Origin of the sequence: Epilithonimonas mollis, from assembly GCF_900142325.1 — a bacterium.
In the GTDB taxonomy this organism is placed as follows: Bacteria; Bacteroidota; Bacteroidia; order Flavobacteriales; family Weeksellaceae; genus Epilithonimonas; species Epilithonimonas mollis.
On the sequence record NZ_FRAM01000001.1, the window covers coordinates 1427026 to 1442436 of the forward strand.

12 protein-coding genes are annotated in these 15411 nt (G+C 38.8%); 6 read left to right on the forward strand and 6 right to left on the reverse strand.

Annotated features, from left to right (window positions below):
- Positions 1-10: 10 nt before the first annotated feature.
- From BUA97_RS06445 to ricT, 3 genes are read right to left on the reverse strand one after another with little or no spacing between them, the layout of a single operon-like run.
- Entirely contained in the window at positions 11-2368 is a 2358-nt protein-coding gene (locus tag BUA97_RS06445) for a transglycosylase domain-containing protein (protein ID WP_072996975.1), read from the reverse strand.
- A 7-nt stretch (positions 2369-2375) separates the two neighbouring features.
- Positions 2376-2837 (reverse strand): gliding motility lipoprotein GldH, encoded by a 462-nt coding sequence (locus BUA97_RS06450; RefSeq protein ID WP_072997229.1) that lies wholly within the window; start codon positions 2835-2837, stop codon positions 2376-2378.
- Positions 2830-4215: a PSP1 domain-containing protein gene (ricT, locus tag BUA97_RS06455; RefSeq protein WP_072996976.1), complete on the reverse strand. Its 1386-nt coding sequence runs from the start codon at positions 4213-4215 to the stop codon at positions 2830-2832. The genes BUA97_RS06450 and ricT overlap by 8 nt, the downstream gene beginning before the upstream one ends.
- Before the next feature lie 378 nt (positions 4216-4593).
- Between ricT and BUA97_RS06460 the strand changes: the two genes are divergently transcribed.
- The 4 genes from BUA97_RS06460 to BUA97_RS06475 all read left to right on the forward strand — a co-directional run bounded on the left by BUA97_RS06460 (position 4594) and on the right by BUA97_RS06475 (position 8369).
- The gene (locus BUA97_RS06460; RefSeq protein ID WP_072996977.1) at positions 4594-5838 is read left to right on the forward strand and encodes an OmpP1/FadL family transporter; all 1245 of its coding nucleotides are present in this window, start codon (positions 4594-4596) and stop codon (positions 5836-5838) included.
- Between the two features lie 14 nt (positions 5839-5852).
- Positions 5853-7388, forward strand: coding sequence for an SGNH/GDSL hydrolase family protein (locus tag BUA97_RS06465; RefSeq protein WP_072996978.1), 1536 nt, complete (start codon positions 5853-5855; stop codon positions 7386-7388).
- A 118-nt stretch (positions 7389-7506) separates the two neighbouring features.
- The gene (locus tag BUA97_RS06470; protein WP_072996979.1) at positions 7507-7932 is read left to right on the forward strand and encodes an RrF2 family transcriptional regulator; all 426 of its coding nucleotides are present in this window, start codon (positions 7507-7509) and stop codon (positions 7930-7932) included.
- A 5-nt stretch (positions 7933-7937) separates the two neighbouring features.
- Positions 7938-8369: a nucleoside deaminase gene (locus BUA97_RS06475; protein ID WP_072996980.1), complete on the forward strand. Its 432-nt coding sequence runs from the start codon at positions 7938-7940 to the stop codon at positions 8367-8369.
- Here BUA97_RS06475 and BUA97_RS06480 read toward each other — a convergent pair whose 3' ends face one another.
- Together BUA97_RS06480 and BUA97_RS06485 are read right to left on the reverse strand one after the other, a co-directional pair.
- Positions 8370-9128 carry a type III pantothenate kinase gene (locus BUA97_RS06480; RefSeq protein ID WP_072996981.1) on the reverse strand — a complete coding sequence of 253 codons (759 nt, stop codon included), beginning with the start codon at positions 9126-9128 and terminating at the stop codon, positions 8370-8372.
- Between the two features lie 360 nt (positions 9129-9488).
- Positions 9489-11348, reverse strand: a complete 1860-nt coding sequence (locus BUA97_RS06485) for a M1 family metallopeptidase (protein WP_072996982.1) — start codon at positions 11346-11348, stop codon at positions 9489-9491.
- Between the two features lie 147 nt (positions 11349-11495).
- Here BUA97_RS06485 and BUA97_RS06490 point away from each other — a divergent pair, with 147 nt between their 5' ends.
- Positions 11496-12017 (forward strand): hypothetical protein, encoded by a 522-nt coding sequence (locus BUA97_RS06490; RefSeq protein ID WP_072996983.1) that lies wholly within the window; start codon positions 11496-11498, stop codon positions 12015-12017.
- Positions 12018-12445: 428 nt separating this feature from the next.
- Entirely contained in the window at positions 12446-13573 is a 1128-nt protein-coding gene (locus BUA97_RS06495; RefSeq protein ID WP_072996984.1) for an endo-1,4-beta-xylanase, read from the forward strand.
- Positions 13574-13663: 90 nt separating this feature from the next.
- Here BUA97_RS06495 and BUA97_RS06500 read toward each other — a convergent pair whose 3' ends face one another.
- On the reverse strand, positions 13664-15376 hold the full coding sequence (locus tag BUA97_RS06500) for a M14 family zinc carboxypeptidase (RefSeq protein ID WP_072996985.1): 1713 nt from the start codon (positions 15374-15376) through the stop codon (positions 13664-13666).
- Between the last annotated feature and the right edge of the window lie 35 nt (positions 15377-15411).

A 15411-nucleotide genomic window follows, 5' to 3' on the forward strand; every position in this document is an offset into this window, starting at 1 on the left:
GGGACTATTTTTATTTATTAAAATCTATATCATCCGTAGAATTAATAGCTTCATTAGAATGATCTTCTTTTTTAACCGTTTTGTCCGGTACCTCTTTTACGGGGTTTTTGAGCTCATCAATGGTCTGCAAACCACCATCATCACCATAGCCTCCTCTGAGATTGGTGAGGTCTGAGCAGCTTCCTGTCCAGTTGGTCGGTTTAATGAACTTTTCCTCAGGTTTTATATTGAGAGCTTTGTCTGCAAAAACCTTTTTCATATATATTGCCCATATCGGAAGACCCATTTTCGAACCCTGTCCTTCGCCAGTGCTATAGAAGTGGGTTGCTCTGTCTTCCCAGCCGACCCAAACGCCAGTTGCCAGTTTAGGAACAATTCCCATAAACCAACCATCTGAATTTTTCTGTGTGGTTCCGGTTTTTCCTGCGATCTCGACACTTGCCGGGATGCCTTGTCTTCTTAATTCGCCCGAAGCCGTCCCGAATTCTGTCACACCTTTCATCAGGTCAATCATTGTGTAAGCATACATTTCGTTCATCACTTCTTTCACCACAGGCTTTACCTCTTTGATTACCCGTCCGTTGGCATCTTCAATCCTCCAGATCATTTCCGGTTTGGTATAATTCCCGAAGTTGGCAAATGTACTGTATGCACCAAGCATTTCATAGATTGTGATATCGGAAGTCCCTAATGCCATGGGCAAATAAGTATCTATTGGATCTGTAACGCCCAAATCTCTTGCCAGCTGGATTACATTTTTAGTTCCTGCTTTTTCCGCAAGGCGCAATGCTACAGGGTTTTGTGAGTGTGCTAATGCTTGTTTTAATGTCAGCATTCCACCTCTTCCAGGAACTCTGTAGTTGCCATTGACAAATGTGGCATTGGAAACTGTAGTACAAGGCGTCATCCCCAGATGCATAATTGCAGTTGCATATACGAATGGCTTGAAGGTAGAACCTACCTGGCGTTTTCCCTGCTTTACGTGGTCGTACTGGAAATGCTGCCAGTTGATACCCCCAACCCAGGCTTTGATATCGCCGGTTGCAGGTTCCATTGACATTAGTCCGGCTTGTGCAATCTGCTTGTGGTAGCGTATAGAATCCCACGGTGACATCTCCACCTCTTCCTCCCCTTGCCAAGTGAATCTTGTGGTTTTTACCGGCTCGTGGAATTCCATCAGGATAGAATCTTCCGGCATTCCTTCCGCTTGCAGCTGCTTATAACGTCCTGTTCTTTTTACGGCTGACATCATTAAGGTATTGATCTGGGATTTTGAAAGATTATAATAAGGGCGATTCGGATTGCGTTTCATCTCGCTATCAAAATTCCTCTGAAGGTTGGTCAGATGCTCCTTAATAGCTTCTTCAGCATATTTCTGCATTCTGGAATCCAAAGTCACATAGATTTTCAGACCGTTTTTATAAAGGTTCAGTTCTTTTCCAGTTTCCTTTTCATAAGCATCCAGATATTGTTGAATTTCTTTTCTTAGATAGAATTTATAATAAGCGGAATACCCTTCTTCTACAGTTTTCACCTCATGATAATCAACGGCCACAGGTGTCGCAACAGCTTTATCATAAGTTGAATTATCGATATAGCCTGTATCGAGCATCTGCTTCAATACAACATCTCTTCTCAATTTAGCTTTTTCCGGATAACGGTATGGATTATTTCTTCTTGGATTCTCCAGCATTGCTACAAAAGTTGCCGCTTCTGGCAATGTCAATTGGTTGGTAGATTTATTGAAATAAACTCTGGAAGCCATTTCCACACCTTTGGCATTGAATAGGAAATCAAACTTATTGAAATACAATGTAATGATTTCCTCTTTTGTATATCGTTTCTCAAGGCTTACCGCTACGCTCCATTCCTTAAGCTTTTGAAATGCTCTTTGAATTTTGTTCTGAGACGCCTGACCTGTAAATAATAATTTGGCAAGCTGCTGCGTAATGGTAGAACCGCCTCCTCTTCTTCCTCCATATACTATCGCTCTAGCTACAGACTGAAGGTCTACACCAGAGTGCTCCTTAAAACGTTCATCTTCCTTGGCTTGCAACGCATAGACCAGATACGGCGGCAACTGGCTGTATTTTACAGGTTTGGTTTTTTCTTTTTCAAATTTACCCAGAAGCACGTTGTCCGAAGAGTAAATCTCCGAGGCTACAAAAATATCCGGATTCTCAAACTCTTTTACATCCGGCATATCTCCCAAAAAGCCTTGAGAAACTGCAAAAAACAGGGCAGAAATACCCAGAACTACAGCCAAAAAACCAACCCAAACTATCTTAATCCATTTTTTGATTTTTGAATTAGGTTTTTTCTTCTGAGGAAGTGGAAAGGTTTTATTTTCAGGTTTTTTATTTTCCATTGATGATTTAAGGCTTTACATTTTGAATTTTAATTCCTATATCTTCTATTCCCGGCAATACATTACGTCTCATCGCCTGACTAACTTTGAGAGAATAATTACCATTCTGCGGGAACTTGTAATTAAGCTTATACTGAAATAATATCTCCTTCGTTTCTCCAAAGCCCGTTCCCAGCCACTCGCCGTTGGGTTTTGCCAAAACATAGTTTAGCGTATCTGTCGAAATTAATTTTTTATTTTGCGATATGCTGGCTATCAGACGAATGTTGCTGTACGGATAATCATTATTATTTCTGACAATAAAAATAATATTTTTCTGATTCTGAAAATCATTGATTTTAAAATCAAAATCCTGATCATTTTTTTTATCCCATTTGCTTTGCAGATCTTTCACCAAAACGGTTTCATCGGCATTCCTGCATGAGGATAATGATAATAAAAGGATGAAAACAGAGATTATTCTAAGCATTACCTTCATTTTTAGGCGGCATTTTCTTTTTCGTTTTCTTGAACGGTTTTTTATTGTTTTTATTTTCCGGTGACTGGTTTGTACCTGCGCTTTCTAAAGCTGTATTTTTAGGAGACTGTTTGCTATTCTGAGCAGGCTTCTGTTCATTAGAACGGGGTTTGTCGTCCTTCTGTTTTGAAGGCCTGGTATTTTGAGGCCTGGTATTGTTCCTGTTGTCAGTCTGGCTTCTGTCTTCTTTTTGTCTTGGACCTCTTTCCCTGTTTCTGTCATTGTTAGACTTTGGTCTTCTGTTCTTTTTCTCGAAGCGGTCAACGCTGTTTTCCTGAATCAAATCAGAAGTCACCAGTTTATTTTCAACCACTTTCAGTTCTTCAAGAGCTGGTGCTTTTTCACCTTTCTTATTCAGAGAAATAAGTTTCTTTACCTCGAAGATATCCAGATCATACCAAGCCATGGAATTCTCAACATAGGCAAACCACATTTTCTTTTTGAAAACATCGATTTTTATGCAGAAGGCTTTTCCTTTTTCCGTGTGAAGAACTGTGCTGGAAGATGGAAAATCCCTTAAAACATCAAGATAACTATCCAGTTCATAGTTGAGACAGCACTTCAGTTTGCCACATTGCCCGGCCAGTTTCTGAGGGTTGATGCTCAACTGCTGGTATCTGGCTGCATTCGTATTCACGGAACGGAAATCTGTGAGCCAAGTGGAGCAACACAGCTCTCTTCCACAAGACCCGATACCGCCGACTTTTGCAGATTCCTGACGGAATCCGATTTGCTTCATATCAATCTTTGTACGGAAAGCACCTGCATAATCCTTAATCAGCTGTCGGAAATCTATCCTGCTGTCTGCGGTATAATAAAACGTGATCTTGGATCCGTCTCCCTGATATTCCACATCAGTAATCTTCATTTCCAGCTTGAGCCCATATGCAATTTTACGCGCATCGACCTTGATATTGATTTCTTTTTTTCTAAGTTCCTGCCAGGTTTCTATATCCTTTTGATTGGCAAGCCTGTAAACTTTTGATATCTGTTCTTCAGAGACGTTTTTCTTTTTCATCTGGATTTTCACCAGTTCTCCGGCAAGACTAACTACGCCGATATCATGACCCGGACTAGATTCTACAGCAATGATGCTACCTATGTGCAACGGTAGGTTGTTAACGTTCTTATAATATAATTTACGGTCGTTTTTGAAACGGACTTCTACATATTCTGAACTTTTGGAACCAGACGGATTAACATCCGAAAGCCAGTCAAAAACACTTAATTTATAACTATTACCACAGGTATCTACACTACTACATCCGTTGGCACTTTTCGTACCGCAGGAATGGGAAGAATCGCCGGATGTTTTGCATCCACAACTCATATATAATTTTTTTATGTCGAATTGCAAAGTTAATATAATTTTTATTTAAGCTTAATGAATATCTTTTTTAAAAATATTTTTTTATTAACTTTAAGTTAATATCTGATTAATATTGATGATTAATCAATAAAATCTAAAATTCATTAATTAATACCCAAAATTAAAAATAAGTATTTATTATGGTTTACATTATATTGTTTAAAATTAAACTAATTTAAAAAGCAACTATAAATTATTTATAACTAACTATAAAACAATAAATTAAGTCATTATCACAATTAAACAATTATTCTTAGAATAGCAATGTTTAACTTTTTTTAATAATTTTTATAATTGTTATTGAAATAATTATAAATTTGGAACATTAATAATAATTATATGAAACGAATTTTAATATCAATGACACTTTCAGCGGGAGTAATGACCTACGCAGGAGGTTTCCGAGTATCTCTACAAGGTGTTAAACAGCTGGCGATGGCTCATACCAGTGCTCACGCAGAGGATGCCAGTGTGGCATTTTTCAATCCGGCTGGTATCTCTTTCATTCCTTCAAAGCTTAGTGTAGTAGCGGGTGGTTTTGGAATATCCAACAAGATTACATATCAAAACCCCACTACACTACAACAAACCGAAACAGATAATCCACTGGGAACACCTATCTATGCTGCAATAGCGTATAAGTTATTTGATAATCTTTCCGTAGGCTTTAGCCTTTCTACTCCTTTTGGAAGTACAATAGAATGGCCAAACAACTGGGAAGGAAAAGAAATGGTCCAGAAGCTGGAATTAAAAAGTTTCTTCTGGCAGCCAATGGTTTCTGTGAAGCTGGCACCTTGGGCATCATTCGGAGCAAGTTATATCTATGCAACCGGGAAAGTAGATTGGACAAAAGCCCTGACAGCCTATAACGGACAACTCAATTTATTAGATGATAAAGCTACCGGCCAGGGATTCGGATTTGGTTTCTATTTTCAGCCAGATAACAAATGGGATGTAAGTATTGCTTACCGTTCTCCTGTAGATATGAAAGCTAAAAAAGGAAAAGCCACATTTATGGTTCCAACCTCTCTATACTCAAGTCTAAACTTAGCTAGTACCGGGGGAGTAGATAATTTTAAAGCTACTTTACCTCTTGTTGATGAATATACAGTGGGGCTAACCTATAAGGTTACTCCAAAATGGTTAATCTCCGCAGATTACAATTATCACGGATGGGAAAGATACAGCAAGCTGACTCTGACTTTTGATAATGCGCCTGCAGCAGCAGCTACGAATCCGTCAAACCCACAAGTTTCTGTAACACCGAAAAACTTCAAAAACACATCCAGTGTACGTGTAGGAACACAATACGCTTTCACAGATATGATTGCAGGAAGATTAGGCTGGTATTATGATCAATCACCTTATGCTGACAAAGATTTCATCCCAGAAACACCGTCTTTTGACAATTATGTTATTACAGGAGGTGTAGGATTGAAGTTCAACAATTTTGGCGTGGATGTTTCAGGAGCTTATGCTATGCCAAAAAGCAGAACTTTTAATAATGCTTATTACAATTTTGCAGGACAGGCAAAAGCGAATGTATTTTATTTTGGTCTAGGATTGTCATATAACGCATTTTAAAAATTGAATCTATTATGAAAAAATTATATATATCAACATTAGCTGCAACGCTTTTATTTACAGCGAGTTGCCAGAGCGATTTTGAAAACAGCACAGAAGATGTCGTTGTGACATCCGGAGAAGCCAACTTCTCTAAATATGTTGCATTAGGAAACTCATTAACATCAGGATATAGAGATGGAACATTATATAGCGATGGACAGAATGAATCCTATCCAAGTATGCTTGCAAAGCAAATGATGCTAGCCGGAGGCGGAGAGTTCAAACAACCAATGATGCCAAATGATACTGGTGGTTTTTCCAATCTTTTATCTCAAAGCGGAGCAGTTCTTTACCCTGGAAAGCTAATGCTAAAAGTAGTTAATGGTGCACTTTCTCCACAATATTCTGCACCAGCTGCAGCTCTGGACAATGTAACTTCTGGTGGCCCTTACCAAAACATGGGCGTACCGGGAGCAAAATCCTTTCATTTACTTGCCACAGGCTATGGTAATGCTGCCGGGTTGCAGGCCGGTATGGCCAATCCATATTTCGTGAGATTTGCATCCTCTGCTTCTGCAAGCGTTATAGGGGATGCAGTAGCCCAAAAGCCGACATTTTTCTCTCTGTGGATTGGAGCGAATGATGTTTTGAGCTATGCTTCCAGCGGTGGTATTGGCGTTGACCAAAAAGGCAATCTTAATCCTGCGACTTATGGATCTAATGATATCTCTGACCCTAACGTAGTTGCTGGTGCAATCAAGAATATTCTGGACGCATTCAAAGCTGCCGGAACGACAAAAGGTGTAATATCAAATATCCCTTACGTTTCCTCAGTTCCTTACTTTACTACAGTTCCTTATAATCCTTTAACTCCTGCTGCTCTTGGTGCTAACCTTGCAACACTTAATGCAAGTTTATACGCACCTTTAAAACAAGCCTTAACAGCATTCGGTGCCGGAAACAGAATTAACCTGTTATCATCTACATCGGCTAACCCTGTATTGATAAAAGACACTTCACTCCCTAACCTTTCTGCTCAGCTTACTGCAGCGCTGACACCATCACTAGGTGCTCCGACTGCTACCGCATTTGGACAAATATATGGCCAGGCAAGACAGGCAACTGCTGAGGATTTTATATTACTGACTGCAAGTTCTGTAATTGCAACTACAAATCCTAACGCACCTGTTTCCATCAACGTAAATGGCGTTTCCTATCCTTTGGAAAACCAATATGTCCTTACTAAAACAGAAGCAGGCTTAGTGGCCGCTGCCACTGATGCTTATAATACAGCTATCTCTGGTCTGGCATCACAATATGGCTTAGCATTAGTCGATGCAAAAGCCAAAATGATCGAGCTGAATTCCATGTCCGGTATCCAATGGGATGGTGTGAAATATAATTCTAAATTCGTGACCGGAGGTGCATTCTCACTTGATGGTGTTCACCCAACAGGAAGAGGTTATGCAATCATCGCAAACGAGTTTTTGAAGGCTATTAATATGAAGTACAAATCCAATCTTCCTATGATCAGCCCGAATTCTTATTCTGGCGTTACATTTCCATAATTAGAATAAATCTATCATAAAAAAACCGCTCTTCAGTAAGAGCGGTTTTTTTATTGAGTATCAATATTATTTCCGAAATATAATTTTTTGATTATTTTTACATTCGTAAGATCAACCAATGCTTTCAAAAAGAGTCAAATACGCCATCAAAACATTATTGTTTCTAAACAGGAGAGACAATTCCTCTTTGTTTTCTGCCAAAAAAATATCGGAAAACGAACGTATTCCTCTCAAATTCCTCGAACAGATCCTGAGAGAACTTAAGCAAAATAAAATTCTCAAAAGTGAAAGAGGTGCTGAAGGAGGTTACACTTTCATGAAAAGTCCTGCGGATATAAAGGTACTGGATATCATCAGAATTGTAGATGGGCCAGTTGCAATGCTTCCCTGTGCTTCTCTTAATTTCTATGAAAAATGTGCTGACTGTACTGATGAAGCTACTTGCAGCATCAGAAAACTCCTGATAAATGTCCGTGATAATATGTTGCCTATTTTGGACACCAGCATTGCAGATATGACAAAATCTGAGAATTGCCCTATCTAACAACTATGTTCACCGACGAATATTTTATGAAAATGGCTTTGCAGGAAGCCGAAAAAGCACTTGAGCAGGACGAAGTTCCAATTGGCTGCGTCATAGTTGCTAATAACAGAGTCATCGCCAAATCCCACAACCTTACCGAAACTCTGAACGATGTTACGGCTCATGCAGAAATGCAAGCCATAACGTCAGCAGCTAATTTTCTTGGCGGGAAGTATCTGTTGAACTGTACTTTGTATGTAACACTGGAGCCCTGCGTGATGTGTTCCGGAGCTTTAGCCTGGTCACAAATTTCGAAAGTCGTGATTGGCGCAAGAGATGAGCAAAGAGGATTCATTAACAAAGGTTTATCACTTCATCCAAAAACTGAAGTTGTAACCGGAATTATGGAAAATGAATGTTCGGAAATTGTGAAAGTATTTTTCAGGAATAAAAGATAATTATAAATCCTTACCCAGAAAATACAGGCCCTTCAAAGTATGGAGCCGGTCTGCGATATTGATTTTGTTGGTCAGAGGTTTATAAACATGGCTCACCCCACCTGTTGCGATCACAAAGCAATCCTCATGAACCTCATCATTAATCCGGTCGATAAAACCTTCCACCATTCCGAGGAAACCGTAGACCATTCCGCTTTGCATACAGCTGATGGTGTCTAGCCCCAGAACGGATTTTGGCTTTACCAGTTCGATTTCCGGTAATTGCGCAGTTCCCTGGATCAAACTATTCAATGAAGTCACAATTCCCGGCGCAATGATAACACCAAGAGTTTCACCATTTTCCGCTAAACAACTTGCCGTGAGTGCTGTTCCAAAATCCAGAATGATTTTCTTTTGCTTTGGGTAAAGATTGTGTGCGGCCACAAGATTGGCATAAATATCCGTTCCCATTTGTTTCGATTTGGGAATAACGCCGGACGCTGTATTCCTATCCACAATCACAGGGATTTTACTATGAATTTTCTTAATGGCGCTCGCCACCACTTTTGTCAATTGTGGAACTACAGAACCAATAATGACTTTGTCAATATTCTCAACTTCGATCTTATAGGTCTGGTAAAGCATCAGAATTTGAACAAACAATTCGTCAGTCGTTTTGTATGGTTTGGTATTGATGACCCAGGAGATGTCGCAGTTGTCTTCATCAAACAATCCGAAACGGATATTGGTGTTGCCTATATTGATTACGATAGAATTCATTAATTATACTTTTGTCCGAAGTCCGAAGCTGGAAGTCGGAAGTTTTAAAATGGTTTGAGTACGCCTGACTGATATTTATGGTCGAGTCTTTTTACTCAACGATGAGTCTGTTTGATTCCACGATGAGTCTTTTTACTTAACGACCAGTCTTTTTTACTCAACGATGAGTCTTTTTATTCAACGACTAGTCTTTTTGATTCGACGATGAGTCTTTTTTACTCAACGATGAGTCTTTTTATTCAACGACCAGTATTTTTGATTCCACGATGAGTCTTTTTACTCAACGACCAGTATTTTTTACTCAACGATGAGTGTTTTTATCTCGTTTCAGATTTATCCTCTTCATCTTTTGTCTTAATCTTACTTTACCTCCAGATAATTATCGTCGGGATTCACGTCCGCCAATCTTTGGCTGAAATCAATTCCCATTGCAGACAATTGTGCTTTAGTGTAAGGAATCGTAAAGCTGTACTCCTGTTGCGTCCAGGCCCAGAAAGGCAAAGTCTGGATATTACCGTAAATGTCCTTCGTTTTCCAGGTTCTGGTCAGGTTCAACGGAATATTATAATTGATGACTTTCTTGTCCCTAGTTAAAATACTAAAATCGATGGGCATCGGAATGCCACCTTTATTCACCAAAGTTATTGTTGTAGATTGTGGATCATACTTCACATTCTTTATTCCGTAATCTATTGTTTTTGTGGTATTAATCCAGTAATGCTGGAACCATTTCAAATCCATTCCCGAAACTAATTGAGCGATGTGAATGAAATCTCTTTCTGTAGGATGTTTCATCGCCCATTCATCGTAATATTTCAGCATAATTTTGTTGAGATTTTCTTCTTCTACAATGTAACCAAGCTCTACCAAAAACGTTTCGCCTTTGATGTAACTTGCATAAGTGTAAGCTGTTCCATTATCGTGATGGTCGCCCAGCCAAACTGCAGGTTCTTCTTTTCCGGATTTGGCGAAATTAGCATAAGCTTTCAATGCACCAACAAATGGATTGGGCTGAGATTCTTTTGGCGGGAACAATCTGTAAGACACATAATCTTCCGCATACTGTGTGAAACCCTCATCCATCCAGGGTCTTACACTTTCGTTGGTTGCCAGCATCTGCTGAAACCAGGAGTGCGCCCCTTCGTGGAACATCAGGCCGGAAAGGCCTTCCACAGATGTCGCCTCGCCCAGAATCATTGTACACATTCCATATTCCATTCCGCCATCACCACCTTGGATGAAGGAATAGCTCGGCCATTTGTAACGACCGAAAGTGGCATTCATCAATTGGTAATATTTCGTGATGTAGGGTTTCATTTCTGACCAATATTTTGTCTTTTCAGATTTCTGATAGACCAAATACACTTTTGGCCCATCCAAAATCGGGAAGCTTTCCACGGAATAATCCCTGTCTGCAGCCCAGGCAAAATCCAGGATATTTTGCGCGGTCCATTTCCAGGTCACTTTGTTAGCAATATCAGGTTTAATGGAAGCATTGCTGTCATAACCTTTCACTTCCGTTGGGTTTTCAAGATTTCCTCCGGCTCCGATGACATAGTCTTTATCGATTTTGATGTTCACTTCGTAATCCGAAAACGGGGCGTGAAATTCTCTTCCTACATAATCAAATGCTGCCCAGCCGTCATAGTCATACTCAGCGATTTTCGGATACCACTGCGTGATGGTCATATCGACCCCTTCGCGGTTGTTTCTTCCTGCTCTACGGATTTGCATCGGGATATTGGCGTCCCATTCCATTGTGAAAGTTGTGGAAGAATTTGGTTTAATCACTTCTGCCAAATAAACTTTCATAATCGTCCCTTGAATCTCGAACTTCAAATCTTTTCCGTTCTGTTTGATCCAACGGATATTTTGTGCGCCTTCTTCCTCTTTCGGAATCTCCGACAATCTTGAAATCACGTTATTTCCTACTCTTTTCGCCAATCTTCCGTCCGCATTCACACCCTGAGACTGCACACGCTGGTCCATCATAGAACCTGGTTTGAAAGCGTTCCAATACAAATGGAAATAAGCGACTTTCAGCTCGTCCGGCGAATTGTTTCTATAATCCAAAGTCTGTTTTCCCTGGTATGTGAAGTTCGCAGCATCCACATCAATATCCATTTTATATTTGGCGTATTGCTGACAATAAGGTGTTTGCTGAGCCGACAAGATGAAAGAAAAAAGAGCGAAGAAAAAAGATATTTTTAGTTTTTTCATAGGAGTATGATTCAACCTAAAAGGTTTGTTGATAATAATTTTACCAAAAATAGGAAGTTTTTGGTTAATGGCAAGTGGAAAGGCAGGGAAGGTTGGTTGTGCAAGGAAATTTTGTAGATTTGAGTAATAACCAAACAAAAATATAATATGTTCGAAATCAACTGGAAATTATTATTTGAATTAATAACTGCAATTGGCTCTTTAGCAACCTTTGGAACTTTTCTATTTTTATTCTTTAAAGACAAACAAAAACAAGATCAAATAAACAAGCTAACTAATATCTTTGAGGAATTACAAACCCAAAATAAACTCAATGAAAAAAAATTTAAAGTTTCAATAAGGCCAAACTTATATTTACACGGAAGTACTTTAAATGGAACCGATGGTAATTTAACTATTAAAATACATAATAAAGGAGAGACAACTAAAATTCTAAACTGTCTATTAAAATCCGAAGATATATTAAGCCTTAATCAAACCTTTCCCGTGGAATTGGATAAAAGTAAAAATATTGAATTACCTTTTAAAACAAGGGGAATAAAGAATATCAATGAATGCGATTTTGAGCTAAATATATTTTATGAGGATAAGGCACAGAATAAATATCTATTAATAATTGTAGGTAAAGGAATCGGTATGGAAATCACGAAAGATTCAGAAAGTTTATAAACTTAGAATACTTATGGTAAAAATAATTAGATTCCTATGGAATGACAATATTGTGTTTTAATATCGACTGTTGTTTTGTGTTGAACCGCAGCCCGACTTGAGCGGAAATCGTCATTGCGAGCCCTTCGACAAGCTCAGGATAAGCTACAGGCGGAAATAGCTGCCCAAATAAAATCCTTTATTATTAAGACTTAACATAAAATTAAGCGATTGAAGTTAATTCAAACTCAACTTTATCTAACCTCAACTCAAAATTATTTTGCCTCTGCATAATAATTTTGGGGAAAACTTAAATCTTCAAATAATTAATTCAAAATAACTTCAAGAGGTTGATTTTAAGCAAGATTATTGACTTAACCGATTAAAGTAAATGTCAATTTCACCTTTATTTTATTTTTCTATATTTAGTTGAATCAATTTTTGAGCTTATGAAACAGTACCTTATCTTATTTAGTGTTTTAATTTCATCCATTAGTTTTTCGCAGCAAGTGAAATTTAAAGAGGCTTATTCCAATGCTTTCAAAATCGGAACGGCTGTTAATAACGACATTGTGACGGGGAAAGATAAAAAACAACAGGATATTGTACTGCAACATTTCAACTCCATCACGCCGGAAAACTGTATGAAAGCCGAAGTTGTGAATCCGCTTCCCGGGAAATTCGATTTTTCACAGGCAGATGCTTTTGTGGAATTTGGAAGGAAAAACAAGATGTTTATCGTCGGGCATACTTTGGTCTGGAAAAATCAAACGCCGGATTGGTTCTTCAAAAATGAAGACGGCACTCCAAAAACCAAAGAACAAATCAAAGAGCGTCTGCACGACCACATCAAACTGGTTGCGGGAAGATATGCAGGAAAAATACAGGCCTGGGATGTTGTGAATGAAGTGATTGATGATGACGGCAGCTACCGTAACGAAGGATGGGTAAAAGGTATTGGTGATGGCGACGAGCTGATGCGACTGGCTTTCCAATACGCCGCAAAATATTCCCCGAACACAGAATTGTATTATAATGATTTCAACGCGTGGCGACCGGAAAAAGTGAAAGGCATTGTCCGAATGGTCAAAATGTTGCAAGCGGCGGGAATCAGAATTGACGGCATCGGCATCCAGGGTCATTGGGGATTGGATTACCCTAAAAATCAATACATTGAAGATGCGATTGATGCTTATGCAGCTTGCGGCATCAAAGTGATGATTACTGAAATCGATGTGGACGTTTTGCCAGTGACGAAGGAAGGTCAAATCATCGGTCAGGCTTTTATGCAAAAACAGTTTCAGAATGAGGAATTCAAAACTTTTCTTGACCCTTACCATAATGGACTTCCCAAAGAAATCGATGAAAAACTGGCTGACCGATATGCAGAATTGTATCAGATTTTCTATAAGAAAAGAGATAAACTGGACCGTGTTACAACCTGGGGAATGAAGGACGAAATGTCTTGGAAAAACGATTATCCAATCCCCGGAAGAACCAATTACCCTTTGCTTTGGGACAGAAACGGAAATCCAAAAAAAGCTTTGCTGAAAGTGCTTGAGGTTCCTAAGAAATAGATTTTGTTGCTCGCAGATTGGGCAGATTCAGCAGATTTACATTGAAAAAAAAGAATCTGCAAAATTTGCCCAATCTGCGAGAAATTTATTTTAATTAATCCTAAAAACAGGATAAAGACGATGCGTTTTTTCGTAATAGTCTGAATGTTTGTAAACCCAATCCAGTTGCGCTTGTCCATCTTCAGCCAATTTTGGATTATTGGCTTTTTCCATTTCGAAAGCAGTTTTAAGAACTTTGTTTTCTTTCAAAAGTTTACTTGCTGTATCTTCGAAAACGTAAGGCGAATAATATTCTTTCTGACCGAGAATCGCATCAAAGAAATTCCAATTGAAATAAGAATCTACGGCTTCTGGCTCTAATGTTTCCAACAGAAATTTCACACCGTCCTGATTAAGTGGAACTAAAAAATCTCCTTTTCTGAATTTGATTTTCCCAGATTCTTTGGTCACAAATGTGTCGTAATGCAGATAATGACCTTCGTAAGGATTGGGAACGGTTTTGAAATCTTTGATTCGGTATTGCTCCACTGTAATCGCAGAATCCTGTTTGATTTGGGTCATTTTGATTTGGTTGAGTTTCAGCAAATCGATGATTTTCCATTCGGATTGTGGAATGACGTAATATTTCGGAATCGTGATTTCTTTTGCAGGAACATAAGTGTTGTAAAACTTGACAGATTTTGAAAATTTGGCGTTTCTGTCGTACCAAAGTCTGGTTTTTCCGGAAACATCGCTCGGTTTATATTTCGCTTCAAAACCTTTGAAATCGATGTTTTCATATTTCGTAGAATCGAGTTTCCAAGCCAAAGCATATTGATTTCCAACTTTGTATTGTTTCAGATTTTCGGATCTTTTTTGCTGAATGGTTTTGTAATTGTCATCGATATAATTCAGATTATCAACCATATAATCATAAGTCACTTTCACACGGTCTTTGTACGGTTTCAGCATATGCGTTTCCACAACAGTTCCAATGGCATTGAACAACGTCGTGTAACCCGTCGCATATCTCGGAGAGTCCATAAAAGCAGGAAAACCGCCATCCGGAACATCGCCGTGAATATTGACATAAGGCACAGAAATCACACCTTTTTTCTCCATATTTTTAAGAAGCGTTTTCTGCATTTCGTCATTGAAATAATTACCGAGAACATTTCCCAAACGTTCTTTATTCGTTGAAATATAAGTGAAAGTGTACTGATAATCTGCGCCGTTGCTGACGTGATTATCGATAAAAACATCAGGTTTCAGCCATTGGAAAATCTGCTGGAAACTTCTGGAATTTTTTGAATCTGTTTTGATAAAATCTCTATTCAAATCGTAATTTCGAGCATTGCCACGAAAACCATATTCTTCCGGACCATTTTGATTGGCTCGGGAAAAACTGGCTCGGTTCAACATTCCGCTGACGTTGTAACTTGCAATCGCAGCGAAAATTATATTCTTAGGCACTTTGACTTTTCCGGTTGCCAAATCCCGCATCAACATCATCGTCGCATCGATTCCGTCCGGTTCGCCCGGATGAATGCCATTGTTCACAAACAAAACCGATTTCCCTTTTCTGGCTTCTTCGAAACTTTTTCCTGAAGGATTGAAAATCACAACATCGATGGGCGCGCCGTTGTCGTCCTCACCTTTTGTTTCATAACTGATTGATGGATATTGTTTTGATAATTCCTGATAGAATTGTCGCATCTCATCAAAAGTCGTGGTTTGATTGCCATTACCTTTTTCGTAAGGTGTCTGGATTTGTGAATAGCCGAAAACAGAAATTAGGATGAATAAGAATGAGAGATTTTTCATACTGTAAATGTAGAAAAGTATAAATAAAAAATCGC